This window comes from uncultured Mailhella sp. (assembly GCF_905187505.1).
In the GTDB taxonomy this organism is placed as follows: Bacteria; Desulfobacterota; Desulfovibrionia; order Desulfovibrionales; family Desulfovibrionaceae; genus Mailhella.
Window position 1 is genome coordinate 1 of sequence record NZ_CAJJIC010000002.1, and the last position, 22518, is coordinate 22518.

The 22518-nt window shown below is 60.5% G+C and carries 21 protein-coding genes and 1 pseudogene; 8 read left to right on the forward strand and 14 right to left on the reverse strand.

The window, feature by feature from the left end; genetic code table 11:
• From dsrA to QZZ60_RS00540, 4 genes and pseudogenes are all read left to right on the forward strand, one after another.
• Positions 1 to 1107: dissimilatory-type sulfite reductase subunit alpha (gene dsrA / locus QZZ60_RS00525; RefSeq protein ID WP_295636303.1), on the forward strand; the 1107-nt coding region annotated here is incomplete at its 5' end.
• Positions 1108 to 1125: 18 nt separating this feature from the next.
• Positions 1126 to 2268 (forward strand): annotated as a pseudogene (dsrB, locus tag QZZ60_RS00530) (dissimilatory-type sulfite reductase subunit beta); the annotation flags it as partial.
• Positions 2269 to 2352: 84 nt separating this feature from the next.
• Positions 2353 to 2580 carry a dissimilatory sulfite reductase D family protein gene (locus QZZ60_RS00535; RefSeq protein ID WP_273525181.1) on the forward strand — a complete coding sequence of 76 codons (228 nt, stop codon included), beginning with the start codon at positions 2353 to 2355 and terminating at the stop codon, positions 2578 to 2580.
• Between the two features lie 139 nt (positions 2581 to 2719).
• Positions 2720 to 4105, forward strand: coding sequence for a cobyrinate a,c-diamide synthase (locus QZZ60_RS00540; RefSeq protein WP_295636306.1), 1386 nt, complete (start codon positions 2720 to 2722; stop codon positions 4103 to 4105).
• Positions 4106 to 4463: 358 nt separating this feature from the next.
• Here the strand turns inward: QZZ60_RS00540 and QZZ60_RS00545 are convergent, their stop codons facing one another.
• From QZZ60_RS00545 to nth, 5 genes are all read right to left on the reverse strand, one after another.
• Positions 4464 to 5387 carry an amino acid ABC transporter permease gene (locus QZZ60_RS00545; RefSeq protein ID WP_295636309.1) on the reverse strand — a complete coding sequence of 308 codons (924 nt, stop codon included), beginning with the start codon at positions 5385 to 5387 and terminating at the stop codon, positions 4464 to 4466.
• Entirely contained in the window at positions 5366 to 6175 is an 810-nt protein-coding gene (locus QZZ60_RS00550; RefSeq protein WP_295636311.1) for a transporter substrate-binding domain-containing protein, read from the reverse strand. Before QZZ60_RS00550 ends, QZZ60_RS00545 begins: the two co-directional genes overlap by 22 nt.
• On the reverse strand, positions 6172 to 6972 hold the full coding sequence (locus tag QZZ60_RS00555; RefSeq protein WP_295636314.1) for an amino acid ABC transporter permease: 801 nt from the start codon (positions 6970 to 6972) through the stop codon (positions 6172 to 6174). The genes QZZ60_RS00550 and QZZ60_RS00555 overlap by 4 nt, the downstream gene beginning before the upstream one ends.
• An 18-nt stretch (positions 6973 to 6990) precedes the next feature.
• Complete coding sequence (locus QZZ60_RS00560; protein WP_295636317.1) at positions 6991 to 7704, reverse strand: hypothetical protein; 714 nt, start codon at positions 7702 to 7704, stop codon at positions 6991 to 6993.
• Between the two features lie 69 nt (positions 7705 to 7773).
• On the reverse strand, positions 7774 to 8448 hold the full coding sequence (gene nth, locus QZZ60_RS00565) for an endonuclease III (protein WP_295636319.1): 675 nt from the start codon (positions 8446 to 8448) through the stop codon (positions 7774 to 7776).
• Positions 8449 to 8992: 544 nt separating this feature from the next.
• On the opposite strand from nth, the gene QZZ60_RS00570 reads away from it, so the two are divergent.
• Positions 8993 to 9937, forward strand: a complete 945-nt coding sequence (locus QZZ60_RS00570) for a carbohydrate kinase family protein (protein ID WP_295636321.1) — start codon at positions 8993 to 8995, stop codon at positions 9935 to 9937.
• Between the two features lie 146 nt (positions 9938 to 10083).
• Here QZZ60_RS00570 and ade read toward each other — a convergent pair whose 3' ends face one another.
• Together ade and QZZ60_RS00580 are read right to left on the reverse strand one after the other, a co-directional pair.
• Positions 10084 to 11811, reverse strand: a complete 1728-nt coding sequence (gene ade / locus QZZ60_RS00575) for an adenine deaminase (RefSeq protein WP_295636324.1) — start codon at positions 11809 to 11811, stop codon at positions 10084 to 10086.
• Position 11812: 1 nt separating this feature from the next.
• Positions 11813 to 12991, reverse strand: a complete 1179-nt coding sequence (locus QZZ60_RS00580) for an MFS transporter (protein WP_295636327.1) — start codon at positions 12989 to 12991, stop codon at positions 11813 to 11815.
• A gap of 225 nt (positions 12992 to 13216) precedes the next feature.
• Between QZZ60_RS00580 and QZZ60_RS00585 the strand changes: the two genes are divergently transcribed.
• Both QZZ60_RS00585 and QZZ60_RS00590 read left to right on the forward strand, forming a co-directional pair.
• A complete protein-coding gene (locus QZZ60_RS00585; RefSeq protein ID WP_295636329.1) occupies positions 13217 to 14047 on the forward strand; it encodes an SDR family oxidoreductase in 831 nt (276 codons plus the stop codon).
• Positions 14048 to 14177: 130 nt separating this feature from the next.
• Positions 14178 to 14663, forward strand: a complete 486-nt coding sequence (locus QZZ60_RS00590; protein ID WP_295636331.1) for a ferritin — start codon at positions 14178 to 14180, stop codon at positions 14661 to 14663.
• Positions 14664 to 14882: 219 nt separating this feature from the next.
• On the opposite strand, the gene lpxC is transcribed toward QZZ60_RS00590, so the two are convergent.
• The 7 genes from lpxC to lepB form a co-directional block, all read right to left on the reverse strand.
• Complete coding sequence (lpxC, locus tag QZZ60_RS00595; protein ID WP_295636334.1) at positions 14883 to 15734, reverse strand: UDP-3-O-acyl-N-acetylglucosamine deacetylase; 852 nt, start codon at positions 15732 to 15734, stop codon at positions 14883 to 14885.
• A 64-nt stretch (positions 15735 to 15798) separates the two neighbouring features.
• Complete coding sequence (prmC, locus tag QZZ60_RS00600; RefSeq protein ID WP_295636336.1) at positions 15799 to 16653, reverse strand: peptide chain release factor N(5)-glutamine methyltransferase; 855 nt, start codon at positions 16651 to 16653, stop codon at positions 15799 to 15801.
• A gap of 211 nt (positions 16654 to 16864) precedes the next feature.
• Positions 16865 to 17347 (reverse strand): ribonuclease HI, encoded by a 483-nt coding sequence (gene rnhA, locus QZZ60_RS00605; protein ID WP_295636338.1) that lies wholly within the window; start codon positions 17345 to 17347, stop codon positions 16865 to 16867.
• 3 nt (positions 17348 to 17350) lie between these two features.
• Positions 17351 to 19456 (reverse strand): sulfatase-like hydrolase/transferase, encoded by a 2106-nt coding sequence (locus tag QZZ60_RS00610; RefSeq protein ID WP_295636341.1) that lies wholly within the window; start codon positions 19454 to 19456, stop codon positions 17351 to 17353.
• A gap of 52 nt (positions 19457 to 19508) precedes the next feature.
• On the reverse strand, positions 19509 to 19715 hold the full coding sequence (locus tag QZZ60_RS00615) for a dual CXXC motif small (seleno)protein (RefSeq protein WP_294445723.1): 207 nt from the start codon (positions 19713 to 19715) through the stop codon (positions 19509 to 19511).
• A 66-nt stretch (positions 19716 to 19781) separates the two neighbouring features.
• Positions 19782 to 20387, reverse strand: coding sequence for a recombination mediator RecR (gene recR, locus QZZ60_RS00620; RefSeq protein WP_295636347.1), 606 nt, complete (start codon positions 20385 to 20387; stop codon positions 19782 to 19784).
• A 95-nt stretch (positions 20388 to 20482) separates the two neighbouring features.
• Positions 20483 to 21097: a signal peptidase I gene (gene lepB, locus QZZ60_RS00625; protein ID WP_295636351.1), complete on the reverse strand. Its 615-nt coding sequence runs from the start codon at positions 21095 to 21097 to the stop codon at positions 20483 to 20485.
• 207 nt (positions 21098 to 21304) lie between these two features.
• On the opposite strand from lepB, the gene argJ reads away from it, so the two are divergent.
• The gene (gene argJ, locus QZZ60_RS00630; protein WP_295636354.1) at positions 21305 to 22513 is read left to right on the forward strand and encodes a bifunctional glutamate N-acetyltransferase/amino-acid acetyltransferase ArgJ; all 1209 of its coding nucleotides are present in this window, start codon (positions 21305 to 21307) and stop codon (positions 22511 to 22513) included.
• Positions 22514 to 22518: the final 5 nt, after the last annotated feature.

A 22518-nucleotide genomic window follows, 5' to 3' on the forward strand; every position in this document is an offset into this window, starting at 1 on the left:
GGCGTGTTCGGTTACGGCGGCGGCGTTATCGGCCGTTACTGCGACCAGCCCGAAAAGTTCCCCGGCGTGGCCCATTTCCATACCGTCCGCGTGGCTCAGCCTTCCGGCAAGTTCTACAGCACCGAATATCTGCGCGGCATCTGCGACATCTGGGATCTGCGCGGTTCCGGTCTGACCAACATGCACGGTTCCACCGGCGACATGGTGCTCATCGGCACCCAGACTCCTCAGCTCGAAGAAATCTTCTACGAACTGACCCACAAGATGAGCGTTGACCTCGGCGGTTCCGGCTCCAACCTGCGTACCCCCGCCGCCTGCATGGGCATGTCCCGCTGCGAATACGCCTGCTACAACACTCAGCTCGCCTGCTACCAGCTGACCCAGGACTACCAGGACGAACTGCATCGTCCCGCGTTCCCCTACAAGTTCAAGTTCAAGTTCGACGGCTGCCCCAACGGCTGCGTGGCTTCCATGGCCCGTTCCGACTTCGCCGTCATCGGTACCTGGAAGGACGACATCAAGATCGATCAGGAAGCCGTGAAGGCCTATGTGGCCGGTGAAGAAGGCTTCAAGCCCAATGCTGGCGCCCACTCCGGCCGCGACTGGGGCAAGTTCGATCTGCAGAAGGAAGTCATCGACCTCTGCCCGACCCACTGCATGAGCTGGGACGGCAGCAAGCTGTCCATCGACACCGCCAACTGCGTGCGCTGCATGCACTGCATCAACACCATGCCTCGTGCTCTGCACGTCGGCGATGACCGCGGTGCCTCCATCCTCGTCGGCGCCAAGGCCCCCATTCTCGACGGCGCTCAGATGGGCTCCCTGCTCGTTCCCTTCATCCCCGCGGAAGAACCCTTCGACGAAATCAAGTCCGTCATCGAAAAGATCTGGGACTGGTGGATGGAAGAAGGCAAGAACCGCGAACGTGTTGGCGAAACCATCAAGCGTCTCTCCTTCCAGAAGCTGCTTGAAGTGACCGAAATTCCGGCCATTCCTCAGCACGTCATCGCGCCCCGCACGAACCCCTACATTCTCTTCAAGGAAGAGGAAGTGCCCGGCGGCTGGACCCGTGACATCGCTGCTTACCGTCAGCGTCACCTGCGCTAATCAGAGAGGAGAGCAAAAATGGCTTTTATTTCTTCCGGTTACAATCCTGCAAAACCCATGGAAGGTCGTATCTCCGATATCGGACCCCGCAAGTACGACTCCTTCTTCCCTGAGGTCATTGCCAAGAACTTCGGCAAGTGGCTGTACCACGAAATTCTGGAACCCGGCGTGCTCATGCACGTTGCCGAAAGCGGCGACAAGGTGTACACCGTCCGTTGCGGCGGCGCCCGTACCATGACCACCGTGCACATCCGCGAAATCTGCGAAATCGCCGACAAGTACTGTGGCGGCCATGTTCGCTGGACCACCCGTTCCAACGTGGAATTCATGGTGACCGACCTTGAGACCCTCAAGGCCCTCAAGGAAGACCTGGCTTCCCGCAAGTTCGCTGCCGGTTCCTACAAGTTCCCCATCGGCGGCACCGGCGCCGGCGTCACCAACATCATCCACACTCAGGGCTGGCTGCACTGCCACACCCCCGCCACCGACGCCTCCGGCCCGGTTAAGGCCCTGATGGACACCGTGTTCTCCGACTTCCAGAACCATCGTCTGCCCGCCCCCGTGCGCATCTCCCTGGCCTGCTGCCTCAACATGTGCGGCGCCGTGCACGTGTCCGACATCGGCATCGTGGGCATCCACAGAAAGCCCCCGATGATCGACCAGGAATGGGTTGATCAGCTCTGCGAAATTCCTCTGGCCGTCGCCGCCTGCCCCGTGGCCGCCGTGCGTCCCGCCAAGGAAGACTTCAACGGCAAGAAGATCAACACCGTGGCCATCAAGAAGGAACGCTGCATGTACTGCGGCAACTGCTACACCATGTGCCCCGCCCTGCCCATCTCCGATGGTGAAGGCGACGGCGTGATCATCATGGTCGGCGGTAAGATCTCCAACCGCATCAGCCGTCCCAAGTTCTCCAAGGTCGTCGTTTCCTACATCGAAAACGAACCGCCCCGCTGGCCCACGCTGTGCGCCACTGTGAAGCGCATCCTCGACGTCTACGCCGAAAACGCTCACAAGTACGAACGTCTGGGTGACTGGGCCGAACGCATCGGCTGGGAAAAGTTCTTCGAACTCACCGATCTGGAATTCACCCCCCAGCTCATCGACGACTTCCGCGAACAGGCCTACTTCAGCTGGCGTCAGTCCACCCAGTTCAAGTTCTCTGAACTGGCCGCCGAAGCCTACAAGGGCGCCGAAGCCCACGCTGAAGCCTCTGCCGCCGGCGTGACTGAAGAAGACAAGGCCCTGGTGTACAACTGGCTCGTCGAAAAGACCAGCAAGCCCGGCGCCAAGACCAAGTTCTACTTCAACCAGTTCCTCGAACTGTTCCCCGGCGCCAGCCCCCGCAAGGTCAAGAACGTCCTCACCGCTCTGGTGGACGACGAAAAGGTGGCTTACTGGTCCTCCGGTTCCACCACCATGTACGGCCTCAAGGGTGCCGGCAAGCAGGGTGCCACTGAAGAAGGCGAATAATATCGCCCCCGCGTAAGGCGGGATTCCGACGGGCCGCTTGACGGCAGCCCACGGCACCTTTCCAGCATGCTGGAAAATTCAAGGGGAAGAACTTTCGGGTTCTTCCCCTTTTCCTTACCCTTTTTCCTTCTTCCTCTCCATGAATCAGCCACGACTCGTCATTTCCGGGCTCTCCGGCGGAAGCGGCAAGACCCTTGTTTCTCTCGGCCTCTCCCGACTTTTCCAAAGGCGCGGTCTTGCCGTTCAATCCTGCAAGAAAGGCCCGGACTACATCGACTATGCCTGGCTGGCTCTGGCCTCGAAGCGTCCCGCCGCATGCCTGGATCCCTATTTTCTGGATGACAGGCATCTGCTTCGGCAGTTCTGCCGCGTCTGCGCCAGACATTCGACGGACCTCGCTCTCATAGAGGGAAACCGCGGGCTCTTCGACGGCCGCGACATTCAGGGCTCCTGTTCCACGGCCCATGTGGCGCGGATTCTCAAGGCCCCCGTGGTGCTGACCATGAACTGCGCCAAAATGACGCGCACGGCGGCCGCCATCGTGTCCGGCCTGGCGAATTTCGAGCCCGATCTGCATCTTGCCGGCGTCATGCTGAACAACGTGGCAGGCAAACGACACGGCACCATGCTCCGTCGTGCCATTGAAAGCTATACCGACATTCCGGTGCTCGGCGTTCTGCCGAGACTCGGCAAGAATCCTCTTCCAGAGCGGCACATGGGCCTTTCTCTGGACGCTGCCGACCATGAGACGGACGCCGTGCTCGACGCCCTTGCCGACATGCTGGAAGAGCATGCCGATACCGGCGCAATTCTGTCTCTCGCCCGCTCCGCCCCAGCGCTTGACGACCTGCCGGACGTGCCCTCCGCCCCCGTGCATCCCTCCGCATCAAAGCCTCTCATCGGTTACGTGCAGGATAAGGCCATGTGGTTCTACTATGAGGAGAATCTCGAGGCGCTGCGCGATGCCGGAGCAAATCTCGTGCGTCTCGACCTCTTTGCCGACGAACCTTGGCCGAAACTTGACGGCCTTTACCTCGGAGGAGGCTATCCGGAGCTCTTTGCCGACGAAATCAGCATCTCTCCCCACCTTGCCGAAATCCGGGCCATGTCGCTGGCAAACCGTCCGATATACGCCGAATGCGGAGGGTTCATGTTGCTCTGCGACGGGCTCATTCTCGATGACGGCGTACGTCCCATGGCCGGGCTTTTTTCTCCCCGTTCCCGTTTCTTCCGCCGTCCTCAGGGGCTAGGCTATGTCACTGCCCGCGTAACGGCAGACAATCCCTTTCACCCGAAGGGAAGCGCATGGCGTGGACATGAGTTCCATTATTCCCGCTGCGAGTGGCCGAGCGGCCCGAAACCCGCCTGCTGCCTCACGCTCTCGCCGGGCGTCGGCATGTACGAGGAAAACGGCGTCCGACTCGACGGCCTTCTGGTACGCCGGACCTTTGCCTGCTGGACCCACCTTTTCGCGCCTGCCGTGCCCCACTGGGCAAAAAACTTCGTTGAGGCATGCAGAACGTAGGAATCTGCGGGCAAAACGTCCCATAGAAAAACGCCTCTTTCCCGACTTCACCCGTTTTGCGAACGCCGTTCACGGAAGCGGCAAAGGGGCAGCGAGCTCGGGTCGAATCCGAAAAACAAAAAGCGACACTGCCGCGCCTCGTCCGACGCCTCAGGCGACAAACGCTTTCCGCAGGTACCGTCTGTCTCCTGAACAGAAAAATGCGCCTGATCCGCCGCATCATTCAGCCTGCTGCAGAAGATTGAAAACGCGCTCTGCGGAATATTCCGCAAAGCGCGTTTCTGCAGGGCAAAAAACTCGACAAGGTCGGTCAACGACCTCATGCCGCACGAATAGAGGTCCACGTCAGGCAGCCCTCTCAGGACGCCTTTCTGCTTCTCTTCTCCCATCGGCGGCCAAGCCATGCCCAGAAGCAGGAAACGCAAAGATACATGGCCGCGGTGACGATCCACAGCTCAAAGGTCATGCGGGAAACGGCCATGACCTCAAGGCTCTGAAAGGTAAGTTCAGGAAGGGAAATGGCCGAAGCCAGCGCCGTTTCCTTGAACACGGAAATGCACTGTCCCGTGAGGGGCGGAGCCATGAGCCGGAAGGCCTGAGGTGCGATGATCCAGCGCATCTGCTGCCATCCGTTCATGCCGAGCGAAGCTGCCGCATCCCACTGCGTTCTGTCCACGGCCTCCAGAGCGCCGCGCACGATTTCCGCCACATAGGCCCCGGAATACAGTCCCAGCGTAAGCACGGCCGCAGCCATGCGATCCGTCTGACCGGCCGGGGCAAAAAGCGCGGCGCACAACGACTGCGCCCACGAAGGCAGGGAAGCGACGGCAGCTTCCAGCTGAAGAAACGGCTCCGTGAAGAAGGAGCCCGCAAAAAAGTACACGAGAAAGAGCAGTACCAGCGGCGGCGTGTTGCGCAGCACCGTGATGTACATGGCGGCAGGCCATGCCGCAAGCCCCCGCTGATTGGCGGAAAGCGCTCCCACAAGCGCACCGGACACAAGCGCGACGACAAGAGACCAGAAACCGAGCCGCAACGTGCCGAAAAGCCCCGTAAGAAGCATTCCCGCCCGCCACGAGCCGGAAGCGTCGCGCGAAACGATGTACGGAAGAAGCGCTCCCCAGTCCCAGTCATGACGCGTCACGCTCATGGAACGCCAGCAGAACGCCGCGACAAGAAGCACGGCAAAAATCGCCAGCACGACGTCCCAGGAGTTCAGCTCCCGCCAGGAACGCTCCCCGACATGGCCGGGAATGCGGTTCAGTTGAGCCTGCTCTGCCATGCGTCGGACTTGAACCAGTAGTTGCGGCGATCCTGAAGCCAGCCTTCCTCCTCCACAAGGCGAATCCAGCCGTCGAAGACGTTGAGCGTGTCGAAATCGCCCTTGGGCACGGCGAAGGCCACGGGCTGCATGGCAAGGCCCGTTTCAAACTTCTGCACCAGCACGTCGCCGTGCTTGAGCGTTTCCATGGCGGGCAGAGGTGCGCTGGACACGAAGGCATGGGCCCGGCCCGAAAGCACTTCCTCCACGGCGGGAGCCTCGTCGTTGAACATGCGCAGCGAGGCCTTCGGGAACAGCTTTGCCGCTGCCGCAGCGGCCGTGGTGCCGGTACGCACGGCGATGACGACATCTTCCCTGTTCAGATCCTCAATTCTGTTGATGGACGCCGACTTTTCCCTGTTCAGAGTCAGGTCCACATAGGCGTGATCGTAGGGAATGGAAAAGTTCACGGACAGCAGACGCTGAGGGGTGATGCTCATGCTGCCGATGATGACGTCGAACTTGCCGGAAAGAAGCGCAGGAATGATGCCGTCCCAGTTTGTGGGCACAAGCTGCAGCTTGACCCCGAGATCCGATGCCAGACGTTCCGCCACGTCGATTTCAAAGCCGATGTACTTGCCCTCCTTGTCCTGCATGGCCCACGGGACGAAGGAGGAAAATCCCACCCGCAGCGTGCCGCGCTGCACGACCTTGTCTATGACGCTGTCGCGCGGAGCCGCGTGTCCGGAAAAAGGCAGGCAGAATGCCATCGTCATCGCCAGAAGAAAAACGGTGAAAAAGCGTTTCATGATTGCTCCTTTCGTTCCATGAGCCGGGCAGGAATGCTGACCAGCGACGTGAGGACGAGATAGACGGCCGCGGCGAGCAGCCACAGCTCAAAGCTCAGAAAAGTGTCGGTAATGACCACGCGCGTGCGCATGGTGAGATCGGCCACGGCAATGGCGCTCACAAGCGAGGTATCTTTGATGAGAGACACCATCTGCCCGGCCAGCGCGGGAAGGGACTGCCGGAGGGCCTGGGGAATCACCACGAGCCTTGCCGCCATGCCCACGGGCATGCCCAGGCTCATCGCCGCTTCCCACTGACCGCGCGGCACGCCCATGACGCCGGCGCGGAAGATTTCCGCAATGTACGCCCCCTCGAACAGCCCGAGCGCAAGCACTGCCGCCGTGAACGGCCCCACGCCGAGCACGGGCGCCGCCACGAAGTACACCATGAAAAGCTGCATGAGCAGCGGCGTGTTGCGCAGAAGCCCGAGCATGAGCGTAGAAAGAAGTCGGGCCACGGGAGAAGCCGAAAGACGCATGGCGGCAAGCAGCGCCCCCCAGACAAGAGACAGGGCAAGGGAAGCCAGCGTGAGCTGAAAGGTCACGCCGAGCGCCTCAAGAAGCACACCGGAATGGAACCCTTCCTCATCCCACACGCCCACATAGCGCCATACCCGATACCACTGCCAGCGGTACTGTTCCGAAGCCGTATCCGCAAACCACCAGACAAGGGCGAGCATGAGGGCGAGCAGCAGCAGCGGCCGCCACAGGGCTCTGATGCGCTGCCTTCGGGCAAAAACGACGCAGGAATCGGGCATGGCTCCCCCGCGCTTCCGTCAATGACTCAGGGAGGTCTGCTTCAGCGAAGATCCCTCCTCCAGCTTCCGGTGAACGGTGCGGCTGTCCGCCGCTTCCGTCATGGTGGACTGTCCCTGCATGAATTCCATGACGTTTGTCTCCGCCAGCTCTCCGCCCGACGCGTCGTTGCGCACGGTCACGCGACTGTAGACATGATCAAGCACCATGAGCACATACGGCTTGAGCACGGGCGTCGTCAGATCGATGACAACAAGATAGTATTCCCGAAAGCGCTGCGGCGTGTCGGCATAGCCGACACGGCAGTTCACCAGCCAGTCGTCGACGCCGTCATTGTTCCAGTCGGTCACGGCCACAAGTTCCAGCGTCACGCGGCTCATGCCCTGATCGATGACGGCCCTGTTGTCCTCAAGCTTCACCTTCGCGTCGGGAGTGAGCATGGCCCGGAACGTGGGAGCCACCGCGAGACGAGAACCGGGGAAGCGAAAGGCCGGGGAAAGCCTGTCCACCAGCGTCTTTCCCGCATCGGAAGGACGGGAAGGAAACATGGGAGAATACCAGTCGCCGTTCTTGTCCACCATGTTCTTTTTCAGCATCACGGGACGCATCGCCCGGGACATGGCCACAAACTGCCCGCCGTCCAGGGCCTCCACCATACGGCAGTTCTGCGGAGCGCATCCCGCAAAAAGAGAAAGACAGACCGCCAGCGTCAGGCCGGCATAACGCTTCTTCATGTTCTACAACCTTCTTCGATGAACGAACCGGGGCGCATGGCCGCGTCCGTTATTTGCGGTTAATGTCGGTTATTTTTTCCGCACGGGCGGTTCGGGCGGCGTTTTCACGCCCTTGCGCGGGCACAGATCGTAAAGTTCGCATTCGGAGCAGGCGGGACGGCGCGCGTCGCACACGTCGCGACCGAACCAGACCAGCCGGTGATTCACGTCCCCCCACTCTTCGCGAGGAAAAATTCTGATGAGATCCTGCTCTATCTTCACAGGCTCGGTGTTCTTCGTGAGCCCTAGCCGGAAGGACAGCCTCTTGACGTGCGTGTCCACGGCCAGTCCCTCGTTAATGCCGAAGCTGCCCCAGAGCACCACGTTGGCGGTTTTCCGCGCCACGCCGGGCAGGGTGACGAGCTCTTCCAGCGTATGCGGCACTTCGCCGCCGTAGGCCTCGACAACGCGCTTCGCCGCACCGATGAGATTTTTCGCCTTGCTGTGATAAAAGCCCGCCGCGTGTATCACGTCTTCAAGCTCCTCCTGCGAAGCTCCGGCCAGCGATGCCGGATCGGGCCAGCGGCGGAAAAGCTCAGGCGTTATGGTGTTCACCCGGGCGTCGGTGCACTGGGCAGCCAGCACCGTAGCCACCAGAAGTTCCCACGGGTTTTCATGAACGAGCATGGTTTCCGGCACGGGGTAACGTTTCTTCAAACGCGCCAGTATGGCCATGGCACGGTCTGTTGTTTCCTTCCTTTTCATTGCTTTTCTCCAGAGTTCCGTCCGTTCCTGAGGCGGAAGGCGCTCTTTTGCCGACGCATTCCCGGAACGTGCAGACCATGTCAGGAAAACGACGCGGGCCCCCGCTGGCTGCGCGGGAAATCATCCTATTTTCAACAGCGCAAATCAACAGTTATTTTGTTCCCGCAACGCCGCGGGCCTCCCGAAGAAGCGTCCGCAGCGACGCGGACGTTCCCCTCCCCGTCCATCCATAAATATTTTGATATCAAATTATCCGGCAAAAAACAAGTCACGCGCGCCGCGTTTTCTCTCAGGCCCCGCCATGCAAAGAAGGAGGCCTTCACGGTCCCGCTGCGGCAGAAAAACACGCATCGAACCAGAATGGCCGCTCTTCATTCCCGTCATGTCCCGAGCGGAGACTTTTCCGGGCCTCACTCCGGCGCGGCTCTTTCCGCGCACCCTGCGCGCGCCGGGAAGACATACTTGTCAAACCCTCCGTCCTGCCGTTAAAAACAGAAGAAACGCCATGCCGAACGGCATGGGAACCTACCCTACGGAGCCATGCATGATTCATATTTCCGGATCTCTCGCCTTCGACCGCATCATGACCTTTCCCGGCCACTTTGAAGACCATATTCTTCCCGAAAAGCTGCACTTTCTGAACGTTTCCTTCCCCATCGACCGTCTTGAGGAAAAAATGGGCGGCACGGCGGGCAACATTGCCTATTCCCTCGCGCTGCTCGGCGAACGCTCCGCCATTTACGGCACGGTGGGCAAGGACTTTGAAGGCTACGGCCGCCGCCTCGCCTCCATGGGCATCGATCTTTCCGGCATAAAGACCGACGAAAACGACTTTACGGCCTGCTGCTACATCATGACCGACAAAAGCAGCAACCAGATCAACGCCTTCTCCCCCTCGGCCATGAAGACTCCCGCCTTCCCGGAGAAGACTCCCGCCGCGGACAAGGGCGACTGGGGACTCGTGGCCCCCGGCAACGTGGACGACATGGTAAATCTGCCTGCCTTCTACCGGGAGCACGGCATTCCCTACATTTTTGATCCCGGCCAGCAGATCACCGTGCTCGGCGGAGATCAGCTCACGTCAGGTCTTACCGGAGCCCATGTGCTCATCGGCAACGACTATGAAATCGACCGCATTGAAAAAATGACCGGCCTGAGTCGTGAAGATCTGCTCGACCGCGTCGAATTTCTCATCGTCACCTTCGGCGGCAAGGGATCCGTCATTCTGCACAAGGACGCCCGCCCCTACGAAGTGCCCGCGGTGCCCGTGGAAAACGTGTCCGATCCCACCGGCGCGGGCGATGCCTACCGTGCGGGACTGCTCAAGGGTCTACACCACGGCATGGGCATGGCCTTTTCCGCCAGACTCGGCACGGTGACGGCCAGCTTCTGCGTGGAGCAGTACGGCACCCAGCTTCACACCTTCACGCCGGAAGAATTCCAGGCCCGCTACGAGTCCTGCTTCGGCCCCATGCCCGTGCTGAACTGATTTCTGCGTCCGTATGCGCAAACGGCCCGCGTGCAATGTGCACGCGGGCCGTTTTTCATGCTCATGCAAGAACCAACGCCGAAGCGCCGCCATCAGTCTCACCTCCGGGCAGCGCCCGACAGAAGGACCGAGCGCCGAAGGCGCTGTCAGCGTGAAGCGTCCACGTCCACGAAGGCGAATCTGTCCACGTCGAAGAGTCCACGGGCCGTGAGCTTGAGACTCGGGATGACGGGCAGCGCCAGAAAGCTCAGCGTCATGAAGGCGTCCGCGCCTTCCCATATATGGTAGTGCGACGAGGCCAGCGCAAGAAGCTCGTTCAATTTTGCGGAAACTTCCGCGGCCGGTCGTTCGCTCATGAGTCCGCCCACGGGCAGAGGCAGTTCGGCGATCACCCGGCCCGCCGACACCATGACGATGCCGCCCTGTATCTTCTCGACCTCGCGCACGGCAGCAAGCATGTCCGCCTCATTGTCGCCCGCCACCACGATGTTGTGCGAGTCATGGGCAATGGTGGTGGCTATGGCCCCGTTTCTCAAACCGTATTTGCCGTCAAGTAGTCCCACGCCCATTTTGCCCGTGGCGTGATGGCGCTCCAGCACGGCCATCTTCAGAAGTCCGGGATTGTCGGCAAGCTCCACCTCTCCGTCCGGTCCGGTCTTTACGGAACGCTGCAGACAGTCCGTGATGAGTGAATGCGGGCGAAGACCGATGACTCTCGCCCTTCCGGAAGGCACGCGCACGGAAAACGGACGCTCCGGCAGCGGCGCGAGCACCACGCTGGAGCAGAGCTCTCCGGCGTCACGAACAGGCAGAGAACGCCGCATTCCGCCCTCCCCGGCCACGAGCTCTCCCTTCGCCCAGCAGGAAATCACGCGAAAGTCCTTGAGATCCTCCACAAGCACAAGATCGGCGCGACGTCCCGGCGCAATGCCTCCGCGATCCCTCAGGCCGTAGCACTCCGCCGCATTCAACGTGGCCATGCGCACGGCGCTCACCGGATCAAGACCGAAACGGACGGCCATGCGCACGTTGTTGATGACGTGTCCCCTCTCAAGAATGTCGGAGGGGTGCCTGTCGTCGGTGCAGAAAAGACAGCGGCGCTGATTGGCCGGCGTAAGTCCGGGCAGAAGATGAAGAAGGTCCCGCGAGGCCGAGCCTTCGCGCAGAAGCACATACATGCCGCAGGCCACGCGAGCTTCCAGTTCCTCCACCGTGGTGCATTCATGATCGGTGCCTATGCCGAGCGCCGCACAGGCCTCCAGCGTTTCCTCGGACACCAGGGGAGAATGACCGTCTATGACCTTGCCGGCGGCACGCGTCATGGCCATTTTTGCCAGCACGTCGTCGTCTCCGGCCATGAGTCCGGGGACGTTCATCATTTCCGCAAGTCCCCCCACCCGTGCCTCGGAAAGCAATGGTGCAATGTCTTCGGCACGCAGCACGGCCCCGGCGTCCTCCACGGGAAGCGCAGGCACGCAGGAAGGCAGCATGATGCGCACGTCGAGAGAAAGGTCCCTCGACGCCTCAAGCATATAACGTATGCCCTCCATGCCCTTCACGTTGGCGATCTCATGCGGATCGGCCACCACGGTGGTCGTGCCGAAGGGCAGCACGAGTTCGGCAAAACGTGCCGGGCAGAGCATGGAAGACTCAATATGCACATGGCCGTCGATAAGCCCCGGCAGAAGCCAGCGCCCTTCGCCGTCCACGACCTCTCCGGCCTCAAAAGGGCCGAAACCGAGAATGCGGCCCTCGCCTATGCTTACGGAACCTTCCCGTATCTCACCGCTGAACACATCCACGATGCGCACGTTGTCGATGCGCACGTCCGCAGGCTCGCGGCCCGTGACCATGGCCCAGAATCGTTTGTTCATGCTATCCTCTCGTCTGCGTGTTTTTCATGCGGATTTCCCTGTCCACAAGCTGCGCGAGCAGAAGTGACATCACCGTAAGTCCGGCTCCGAAAAGAAACACGGACTGATATCCGAAGCTTGTCCACATCCAGCCGCCGACGGCGGGAATGGTCACGGCGGGAATATGGTTGATGGTCTGGGCTATGGCCATGTTGGGGGCAGCATCTTCTGGGAAGGCTATCTTCTGGAAGAAGGTGCGCACCGCAATGGAAAAGTTGAAGGTCAGACTGTCGAACACATAGAGAAGCACGATGAGATACTCGTTCTTCGTCGTGGCATAGCCAAGAAATATGATGAAGGCCGCAATGTACTCGATGGTCATGAGACGCCGTTCGCCGAGCCGGTTGATGATCTTCCCCACCATGGGATTGAACAGCCAGTTCACGGCGTAGTTGAACATGAACATGAGCGATACGCTGCGCACCGAAAAGCCGAACTGCTCCACCATGAGGAACACGGCGAACACCGAAAACACGATGCGCCGTCCGCCCATGAGGAGATTGAGCACATAGAAGAGCCAGTAACGCTTCTGCGGAAGCATTCGTTTGCGCTGTCTGGGCGCGCTGCTTCCCGTGAGCGGATGCACGAGACCGAGGAAGCCGAGCAGAAGCCCTACGGCTCCGGGCACGAAGAACAGCCAGACAAAGCTCAGCCTTTCGGAAAACATGAACACGAACACGGAAATCATGAGGCTGCCGCCCGCCACCAGTCCGCGGAGCCGCCCCATGACTATGGGGGTCTGTCTGAGGTCGAAGTGCTGTATGGCCAGCGAGTTGTTCATGGCCTCGAAATAATGGAAGCCGAAGGACATGAGCATGCTGGTGAAGATGATGGGCACGAAGGAAGGAAAAAAGCCCGTGAGCATGGTGCCGAGTCCCGCCGCCATGACCGAAAGCGCCGCCAGTCTGTGTTCCTTGATGAAAAAAAGAAAAAGAATGAGCGTGACGCCCAGAAGACCGGGCAGTTCGCGCAGTCCCTGCACAAGGCCGCTTTGTGCGGGAGTAAGTCCGGCGTAGTTCACCACGAAGTTGTTGTACAGCATGGTCCAGCCCTGCATGGCAACGGTGGAGCCGAAGTTGAGCATGGCCATGAAAAGCAGCTCATGTTTTTTGGATGCGGGAAGACCTGTAAAAAGCGCCATTGTTCACCTGACCTCATAAGAAATAAAATTCAGGTGTAAGCCTTATCCTCCGTTGCGTCAAAGGTTGGTACAAGCGCTGCCCCTTCATGAAGCCTTCCCGAATGCTCAGGCTCTCAGGGAAAGGAAAAGGCAAGAAAAAGGCAGCATCGCACCTGTACGCCGCAGCCTGTCGGAACTATGACATAACGACCAGAACATCTGCCTCTCTAAAAAGGAGACTCATCCATGAAAGATGTCGTAATGCTGACCGGAGCCGGACAAATCGGCATGGCCATCGCCAGACGCACGGGGTACGGCAAAAAAATCATTGTGGCGGACAACAAGGAAGAAAACGCGCGGAAAACGGCCGCAATTCTGCTCGACGCCGGATTCGACGCGACTGCGGCACATGTGGACATTGCTTCCCGCGACTGCGTTCTGCGCCTCATCGACGGCGCTCTGTCCCTGGGCAGGCTCGTCACGTTCATAAACGCCGCCGGCGTATCGCCGAGTCAGGCTTCCATTGAAACCATACTCTCCGTGGATCTGTACGGCACGGCCATGCTTCTTGAAGAGGTAGGAAAAGTCATTGCCGAGGGAGGCGCCGGAGTCACCATTTCCAGCCAGTCCGGCCACAGGCTTCCCGCTCTGGGCGAGACCGTGGACGAAGAGCTTGCCCTTACTCCTGTGGACAAACTGCTCGAACTTGACGTGCTGCGCCCGGAAAACATCCGCGACAGCCTGCATGCCTATCAGCTTGCCAAGCGCTGCAACGTAAAGCGCGTCATGTCGGAAGCCGTGAAATGGGGAGAAAAAGGAGCGCGCATCAACTCCATTTCTCCCGGCATCATCGTCACGCCTCTTGCTCTGGATGAATTCAACGGGCCCCGAGGCGGCTTCTACAAGGACATGTTCGCCCGCTGCCCCGCAAAACGTCCCGGCACGGCGGATGAAATTGCCAACGTGGCGGAACTGCTGCTGAGCGAAAGAGGTGCCTTCATCACCGGTGCGGACATTCTCGCCGACGGAGGAGCGACGGCGTCCTGGCGCTACGGTCCTCTGCGTCCGAAAGCCTGACCCCGCTGTTCCAATAGGCCCTTGGGGCATGAGTATTTTTCCTCTCAGCCGAGACATCTCAGAAAAAAGCCTCTACACCATGGAATGGGAAGGTGCAATTCCGCACCGTCCGCAACAAAGGAGAGGCATCATGGACCCACAGGTGGAAGCCCTGCTGAAGGAACAGGTCAATCAGGAACTTTATTCCGCTTATTTTTATCTGGCCATTGCCGGGCTATACCAGGGCAGAAGTCTGGACGGCTTCAGCCACTGGTTTGAAGCGCAGGCCCGCGAGGAGCAAAGCCATGCTCTGAAGATCCTGAAATATCTTCAGGACAACAGGATAAACGTGGAATTCGCCCCCATTGCGGCCCCGGTCGTGGACTTCAAGGACAACAGGGAACCTCTTGCCGCCACGCTCAGACATGAGCAGCACATCACGGAACTCATCCACTCCATTTACCGGGAGGCCCGCGACGCCGACGACTTCCGCACCTGCCAGTTCATGGAATGGTTCATTGCCGAACAGGGAGAAGAAGAAAAAAATACCGGGGACCTCATCGCGAGGTTCGATCTCTTCGGTGAAGACGCACGGAGCCTGTACCTGCTGAACGCCGAACTCAAGACAAGGGCCTGACTCTCAGGCCGGAGAGTCCCGGCCTGAACATTCTCGCGGCTCACCCGGCGCTCGGGCCTGAATCGGCAGCATTCTCGGATAAGGACAAAAAAGGGAGCGGCTTCACCGCTCCCTTTTTTCAGTCTTCATGACGAAAACATCCGGGACGTGCGCTGCATATCGGCTCTTTCCGACATGCCCCGCGCCTTCGTCCTGACACCTGAGAATTGCCCTGACCGGTCATCTCTCCACGTCTTCCAGAAGGCCCTCTCCCCGCACAAGCTCGCGCAGAAAGGCGTTGTTGTGCCCGTGACCGGAGCAGGAAACCGTAAAGTCTCCCAGCATGGGACGACCGAGCATGGCCATGTCGCCTATGAAGTCCAGCATCTTGTGACGCACGAACTCGTCGGGGAAGCGCAGGCCTTCCTTGTTGATGACGCCGTCATCTCCCACGACCACCACGTTTTCCAGCGATCCTCCGCGGGCAAGACCGCGGCTGTGCAGGTACTCCACTTCCCTCAGAAAACCGAAGGTGCGGGCAGGAGCCACTTCCTTTTCAAAGGTTTCGGGCGTGACGGTGAGGGCAAAATGCTGCTCGCCGATGACCGGACTGGGGAAACGGATGGTGTAGTCCACGCGAAAGCCGTCGAAGGGACGGACCACGATGGATTTTCCGTCCTTTTCCAGAGAAAATTCCCGCATGACTCTGGCCACGCGCCGGGGCGCATTCTGCGAACGAAGGCCGACGCTGAGCAGCGAATCCACCACGACCATCGCCGAACCGTCGAGAATGGGGGCCTCCCCTCCGAAAACGTGCACTTCCACGTTGTCCACGGCAAGACCGTTCAGTGCGGCAAGCACGTGTTCTATGGTGGACACGCTCACCTTGCCGTCGCTGACGGTGGTGGCAAGTTCCGTGGTGCTCACCGCCTCGGGACGAGGCGAAAGCAGATGCACGCCGTCCTCGGAATGAATATGAAAAACGATGCCGTAATCTTCCGCAGCAGGTCGGAACTCCACGCTGACCTCATGGCCGGAATGAAGGGAAATTCCCTTGCATCTGACAGTGCCGCCAAGAGTGGTCTGGGGCATGATGACACTCTCCCAAGCGCCCGGCGGAACATTCCGCCGCGGCTTCCCCGGTATGGCCGGGGGTTTACACGCCGAAGCGCCTCACCGCAAAAAGATATCGATCCTTTCCGGCAAGATCGCGCCCCGTGCGCATATCCATCCAGTATGCGTCCGGACACAATGCCCGGCACGCTTCGCCCTGAAGGTACCCATGCTCCATGAGCAGCAGGCCGCCTTCCTTCAGCAGGGCGCGGGCCGCCGCTTCCACCGCGCGGGGATGTTCCAGGCCTTCCGGTCCAGGCACCAGCGCGGAGCGCGGCTCAAAATTCCTGACGCCGGGGTCAAGCCCGGCATATTCTTCTTCGCTTATGTAGGGAGGATTGGAGATGACGAGATCAAAGCTGCGGGGAGCGAAGGGCAGAGGCTTCGTAAAGTCGGCCTCAAGAAACGTCACGGACTCCGCCGCGCCGTTCCGTTCGGCGTTCCTTCGGGCCACGGCCAGGGCCTCCGGCGATATGTCCACGGCCTCGCCGCGCCACGCGGGGCGCTCCGCCGCAAGCGTCACGGCAATGCAGCCGCTGCCGGTGCCGAGATCGAGAAATCGGACGTCTCTGCGGGCATGAAAAAACTCCAGCGCCTCTTCCACAAGATGCTCCGTTTCAGGGCGGGGGATCAGCGTACTGGAGTTTACAAGAAAATCACGACCGAAAAATTCCCGACGTCCCAGAAGATACGCCGCGGGCTCGCCGGCAAGGCGACGCTCCACAAGCGCTTCAAGTCTTTCCTCGGCCTCTGGGGGGATCGTCTCTTCGGAATGGGCCACAAGCGCCACCTTGTCTATGCCGAGCACATGACAAAGCAGAAGGCCGGCGACCGCCGCCGGAGCTTCCGTTCCGGCAAGTCGGGCCGTCGCGCGTATTTTCCATTCACGTCTGGTCATAACGTCACGAATATAACACAGGAAAAAGGACAGGACAAGCAGCCCCAGCGACGTTCCTGTTTTTCTCAGTTCTGCCGCCTCAGTCTGAAAAGGCCGGTCCTTCCGACGCCGAAACTGCGGAAAAGCCGTCGGAAAAACCTTCTGCCGATCCGCCTCGGCACGTCGGAAACGCCGCCTTTCTCAGAAGACGCGCCTTCCGACGCGCCGCTGATCACATTCCTTCCAAGAAGCCTGCATCCTCGGGAAGATCCTTCCGCGATGCCTGCGCCCGCGCCAGCTCGTCGCAGCGCTCGTTTTCCTCATGTCCCGCGTGTCCCTTGAGCCAGTGAAAATGCACCTCATGACGCGAAAGCAGCGGAGGCATTCTCTTCCACAGATCCTGATTCTTCACGGGCTTCTTTGCCGAAGTCAGCCAGTTGTTGCGCAGCCACCCCGCAATCCAGCGATCCTTGATGGCCTTCGCCACATACTGGGAGTCGGTATAAAGCTCGACTATGCAGGGTTCCTTCAGCGCGCCGAGCGCTTCCAGCACGGCAAGAATCTCCATGCGGTTGTTCGTGGTGCGGGCAAAGCCGCCGCTCATTTCGCGACGTGCCGGTCCGTTTGCGCCCTCACAGGCAAGCACGGCGGCCCATCCGCCCGGGCCGGGATTGCCGAGACAGGAGCCGTCGGTATGAATGGTCACCGTCTTCATGGATCACTTTCCTGCCGCGTCTTCCGCGGCACGGCGGGCTTCGACGATGTGCTCCTTGCCGTTGTTGTGCAGCAGGTACTGCGAGGTGTAGTAGAAGTCCATGAGCTGTCGGCGCATGGCTGCCGCTCTTTCCGGCTGCTCGGCGGAAAGATCGCGGGCGTTGTTGTCCGGGGTGCGCTCATCAAGACGGTACAGGGCGTTGCCCGCGGGACGCACGGCGTACACGTAGCCGTCCCCGACAAGGTAATGCACGCTGTCGGTGTCGCTGATGAAGGCGACGGCGTCGGCGTCGTTGGCCGGATCGAACAGATTGCGGCCCAATGTGTTAGTGTAGAAGTCCAGACCGGCAAGGGACGCCATGGAAGGCAGCACGTCTGGCTGAACGTGCGGGGCCGGATTCACGCCGGGCTTCACCTGCCCGCCCGGCGCGTAGATGAGAAGCGGCACGTGCCAGGCCTGAAGATTGCAGGCCCGCACGGCGGGCGTGATGTTGGTGGAGTTGAAGTTGAGACCGTGGTCGCCGAAGATGACGAACACCGTGTCGTTGAACCACGGCTGCTTCGAGGCCTTGTCGAAGAAGCGGCGCAGGGCGTGATCGGAAAGATGCAGGGAGCGGTATTCCTCCGCGTTCTCGTAGCCGTACCAGGCAAGAGCTTCGGGCGAGGGGTCGGGCGGAGAGACGTAGCCTTCATTGTCGTCGGGAATGGTGTAGGGACGATGGAAGGAAGCGGACTGTATCACGGAAATGAACGGCTTGCGGCTGCCCGTGAGCACGTCCACGGCCTCGCGGAACATGGCGATGTCCGACACGCCCCACACGTCGGTATTGGGAGCCTCCCAGGCCGATTCCTCCAGAAGATGCAGGTCTTCCACGTTGTGCTGAAGCATTCCGCGGATGTTGGCCCAGTTGGCGTTTCCGCCTATCATGTAGTATTTTTCGTATCCTGCGAACTCGTTGAGCACGGAGGACTGATCCACCAGCTTGGGATTGCGCGAGGTGGTGCCGCCGGAATGGTTCACGTCAGGCACGCCGCTTATGGTGGTGAACACGGCTCTCGCCGTAGTGCGGGTAGGCGCGTAGAAATTGGGATAGTACAGGCACTTGGGCGCAAGTTCCTTAAGAAAAGGCGTAGGGTCTATGTCCTTGCCCATCGATGCGGGCATGGAAGGAGCAAGAGAGGTGCGTTCCCAGCAGAGCGACTCCATGATGAGTATGACGATGTTGGGACGCTTTGCCATGTCCCTGCCGGGGAAATGCCGCACATAGGTGAGCGGAGGCGTTCCTTCGGGCAGGCGCAGATAGGCGGCCATGCGGGGCCAGGCCTCGCGGGTGGCTTCCAAGTTCGGGGGAATGGCCTTGCCGTAGTTGCGCGTGTCGTACAGGTTCTGGATGGGATTCACGGCAAGGAGGGCGATGTTCTTGTCGGCGCTGAAATAGGCATTGCTCCAGCGCAGGGGGAAGAAGTTGGAGCTTATCTGCCCGTAGCCCACGATGAAGAGCATGACGAGCGAGAGCACCGTGACGAGGGCGCGCCACTTGCGGGAGCAGCCTTCGCCGCCCGTCTTCGGACGGATGGGGTACGCAGCATGGGAACGCAGGAATCTGGTCAGGATCCACACGTAGAGCGCCACCGCCGCGGCAAAGGCCACGACGATGAGAACCACGGGATAGCTCTGCCACACCATGCGTACGGACTCGGAAGGATCTTCCAGAAAAATCTTCGCGCCCATGTCGATGTGCTGGTGCAGATAGAAGAAAAAGCCGAAATCGAAGATGTAGACGAGCATGGCTCCCGCGGCCATGAGTCCCGTGAGAAGACAGAGCACCCGTCGCGCCGCGGACGGACCTTCCTTGGAAACGGCACGCTCAAGACGCGGCCAGAGCAGGCAGAAGGCCAGAGGCAGCGTCATGAACACCGCCATGCGAGCGTCGAACTTGAGACCGATGTAGAGCGCGTGGGGAATATGGCCCTGCTCGGTGATGTCGGGCAGAAGAAAATGAAGAAGCGCCAGTCTGGCGGCAAAGAAAAGCGCCGTGTTGAAGAGAACGAACAGCGCTATGTCCACAAGCGGCTGGAAGGCCGAGAAAAGAGTGCGTCGAGAGCTCATGACTGCTCCTTGGGCGGAAGGCGCCGCTCATGGGCGTCTTCCGCAAAAGAGGCTACACGCGGTCGGCGTACAGCCGTTCGAGAAATTCTTCCATCACGTCGTCCATCTGACTGATGAACTGCGTCAGCTTGAAGGTGCGGCGGCAGGAGGAACACTGCATGTACGCTTCATGACAGGTGCGGCGTATGTCCAGAGGTTTGCCGCATTCCGGGCAGGTCAGCGTGGTTCTTGCCTCGCGGGGAGCGAAATAGAAAGCCATGTTGTCTCCGTGATGAGTTTTTCAGAGGGGGCCGGAAAACGCCCGGCAGACGCGGCCGCAAAACCGCTACAGGGCCTGACGATAGCGCAGCGACTGGCGCAGCGTCTCCCTGTCCATGTACTTCACTTCGGCGCCCAGCGGAATGCCCTGGGCAAGCCTGGTGACGCGCACGTCGGGAAAGCGCGCGCTCACCTGTTCCTTGACGAAGGTGGCCGTAGCCTCGGCTTCGGCCGTGGCGCCGAGGGCCAGAATGAGCTCCTTCACCCTGCCTTCGGCAAGACGGGAGCGCAGGCGGTCCATTTCCAGCGTTTCGGCCGGACTGTGGTCGAGAGGCGCGAGAAGACCGCCGAGAATCATGTAGTAGCCCTTGTAGAAATTGCCCTCCTCCATGGTGAGCATGCTGTCCCATTCCGCCACGAGGCAAAGCTGACTCTCATCCCGTCCGGGATCGGAGCAGATGGGGCAGGGATCGGAATCCGAAAGACCGCCGCAGCGGCTGCACAGATGAAGGGTGTCCCGCAGCTCGTACACGCCCTTGCCCAGACGCCGGACTTCGGCTTCAGGCCACTTGAGCAGGGTCATGGCGGCGCGCATGGCGGACTTCGGCCCGAGCCCGGGCAGCCGGGCGAGCTGATCCACGAGATTTTTCAAAGGTTCGGGAATACGCTGCACGTAAACGTCCTTGGGTATGTCAGAAAAAACAACGTCTCCCCCGGGGGGGCGCCCCGGGAGAGACTGGCCGCATGAGGCGGAAAAAAGGAGGAATGCTACTGGACGAGATGACCGAGACGGCTGAGCCTCGGCGTATGGGTGTCGCCGTCCCACGACCAGTAGATGCGCCAGGCCTTGCCGTGAATGTAGGAACGAGGCACGCAGCCCCAGGCGCGGGAATCCTCGGAGTTGTCGCGGTTGTCGCCCATGACGAAGTAGGAGTCTTCAGGCACGGTCACGGGGCCTATGTTGTCCAGCCTGCCGATGACGTCGGGATAAAGCTGCTGAATGTAGTCTTCCTTCACGGGCTGGCCGTTGCGGTAGAACTGCTTGTTGCGCATTTCGATGACGTCTCCGGGCAGACCGACGACGCGCTTGATGTAGTCGGTTCCGGGATCGCGGGGATACTTGAACACGATGATGTCGCCGATCTTGGGATCGGCGCCGCGGAAGAGATACTTGTCGGTGAAGGGAATCTTCACGCCGTACACGAACTTGTTGACCAGAACATAGTCGCCGATCTGCACGGTCTGAAGCATGGAACCGGAAGGAATGGTATAGGCCTGAAACAAAAAGGTTCGGATGATGAGAGCCAGCACCACTGCCACGAGCAGCGCTTCGCCGTAATCGTATAAGATGGATTTGCCTTTCTTTTCAGAAGATTCGGACATGGTCGTCACTGGCCAAAGGCCGGGTTGAAGTACAAAGGAGGGGGGTCGGGAACCAGCGGAGATTAGCACGGCGGGAAAGGACGCGCAAGGCGGCATTTTCCGCTGTTTTTTCCAATGGTAATCTTCTTCCGATTCCTTGCGCTGCTTGCACCTGCCAGACAAGTGTGGCAAATTGGTGACGCATTCCAAAGGAACGGAGAACTTCTCATGATTCAGATACCTCAGGGCTTCCGTCTCGGTGCGGCCAACGCCGATTTCCGGGGCAAGCATCTCGACCGCAATGATCTTTCCCTTGCCTTCAGCGACGTGCCCGCCACCGTCGCGGGCGTGTTCACCACCAATCTTTTCCGGGCCGCCCCCGTCCTCGTCTCCGAGGAGCACATCAAAGAAGCCGGAGACGGGGGTGTGCGCGGCGTGCTGTTCAACTCCGGCCAGGCCAACGCCTGCACCGGCGAGACCGGCAGGGAAAACTGTCTGCGCACGCTCGACATGGTGCGGGACGCCCTGAAGAATGCCGGCGTGAACGTGTCTTCAAACGACCTTCTGCCCGCCTCCACCGGCGTCATCGGCGCACAGATGCCCATGGACAAGTGGGAAGCCGCCGTCCCCGCCCTTGTGGCTTCCCTCGGCACGGTGGACATCGAAGGCCTTGCCCGCGCCATGATGACCACGGACGCCTATCCCAAGATGTCCGGCCGGGAACTTTCTCTTGAAGGCGGAACCGTCCGTCTTGCAGGCGTGGCCAAGGGCGCGGGCATGATATGCCCCAACATGGCCACCATGCTTTCCCTCGTCATGTGCGACGCCTCCGTGGAGCCCTCCGCATGGCGCGCCATGTTCCGCCGCGCGGCCGATGCCACGTTCAACCGCGTGAGCGTCGACGGCGACACCTCCACCAACGACTCGCTCTACGGCCTTGCCAACGGCGCTTCCGGCGTCGCGGTCGGTGAGAGCGAACTTCCGATTCTGGAAAAGGCTCTCACCGAAGTGCTCGGCGAACTTGCCTACATGCTCGTCAAGGACGGCGAAGGCGCCACCAAGGTCATGCACATCCACGTCACGGGAGCCGCCTGCGACGAGGACGCCGAAAAGGTGGCCCGCACCGTGGGGCATTCCCAGCTCGTGAAGACGGCCATGTTCGGCCGCGATCCCAACTGGGGCCGCATCGTGGCCGCCGCAGGCCGTGCGGGCGTGAACTTCGATCCCATGGCGCTGCGCGTGACACTGTGCGGCGTGGAACTGTTCCGCAACGGACGCCCCACGGATCTCGACTTCGACGCCCTGCTTGAGGAACCGCTCAAGAACGTGGATCTGCCTCTCGACATCGTGCTCGGTTCCGGACCCGGCGAAGCGCGTCTGCTCGCCTCCGATCTTTCCCACGGCTACGTGTCCCTCAACTCCGACTACCGCTCTTAAAAAGG

What these genes read in the sequence shown, in the direction of transcription:
- QZZ60_RS00540 (WP_295636306.1), top strand. Translation starts at nt 2,720, where the DNA reads ATGAATCAGCCACGACTCGTCATTTCCGGGCTCTCCGGCGGAAGCGGC.
- QZZ60_RS00545 (WP_295636309.1), bottom strand. Translation starts at nt 5,387, where the DNA reads ATGGCAGAGCAGGCTCAACTGAACCGCATTCCCGGCCATGTCGGGGAG.
- QZZ60_RS00550 (WP_295636311.1), bottom strand. Translation starts at nt 6,175, where the DNA reads ATGAAACGCTTTTTCACCGTTTTTCTTCTGGCGATGACGATGGCATTC.
- QZZ60_RS00555 (WP_295636314.1), bottom strand. Translation starts at nt 6,972, where the DNA reads ATGCCCGATTCCTGCGTCGTTTTTGCCCGAAGGCAGCGCATCAGAGCC.
- QZZ60_RS00560 (WP_295636317.1), bottom strand. Translation starts at nt 7,704, where the DNA reads ATGAAGAAGCGTTATGCCGGCCTGACGCTGGCGGTCTGTCTTTCTCTT.
- nth (WP_295636319.1), bottom strand. Translation starts at nt 8,448, where the DNA reads ATGAAAAGGAAGGAAACAACAGACCGTGCCATGGCCATACTGGCGCGT.
- QZZ60_RS00570 (WP_295636321.1), top strand. Translation starts at nt 8,993, where the DNA reads ATGATTCATATTTCCGGATCTCTCGCCTTCGACCGCATCATGACCTTT.
- ade (WP_295636324.1), bottom strand. Translation starts at nt 11,811, where the DNA reads ATGAACAAACGATTCTGGGCCATGGTCACGGGCCGCGAGCCTGCGGAC.
- QZZ60_RS00580 (WP_295636327.1), bottom strand. Translation starts at nt 12,991, where the DNA reads ATGGCGCTTTTTACAGGTCTTCCCGCATCCAAAAAACATGAGCTGCTT.
- QZZ60_RS00585 (WP_295636329.1), top strand. Translation starts at nt 13,217, where the DNA reads ATGAAAGATGTCGTAATGCTGACCGGAGCCGGACAAATCGGCATGGCC.
- QZZ60_RS00590 (WP_295636331.1), top strand. Translation starts at nt 14,178, where the DNA reads ATGGACCCACAGGTGGAAGCCCTGCTGAAGGAACAGGTCAATCAGGAA.
- lpxC (WP_295636334.1), bottom strand. Translation starts at nt 15,734, where the DNA reads ATGCCCCAGACCACTCTTGGCGGCACTGTCAGATGCAAGGGAATTTCC.
- prmC (WP_295636336.1), bottom strand. Translation starts at nt 16,653, where the DNA reads ATGACCAGACGTGAATGGAAAATACGCGCGACGGCCCGACTTGCCGGA.
- rnhA (WP_295636338.1), bottom strand. Translation starts at nt 17,347, where the DNA reads ATGAAGACGGTGACCATTCATACCGACGGCTCCTGTCTCGGCAATCCC.
- QZZ60_RS00610 (WP_295636341.1), bottom strand. Translation starts at nt 19,456, where the DNA reads ATGAGCTCTCGACGCACTCTTTTCTCGGCCTTCCAGCCGCTTGTGGAC.
- QZZ60_RS00615 (WP_294445723.1), bottom strand. Translation starts at nt 19,715, where the DNA reads ATGGCTTTCTATTTCGCTCCCCGCGAGGCAAGAACCACGCTGACCTGC.
- lepB (WP_295636351.1), bottom strand. Translation starts at nt 21,097, where the DNA reads ATGTCCGAATCTTCTGAAAAGAAAGGCAAATCCATCTTATACGATTAC.
- argJ (WP_295636354.1), top strand. Translation starts at nt 21,305, where the DNA reads ATGATTCAGATACCTCAGGGCTTCCGTCTCGGTGCGGCCAACGCCGAT.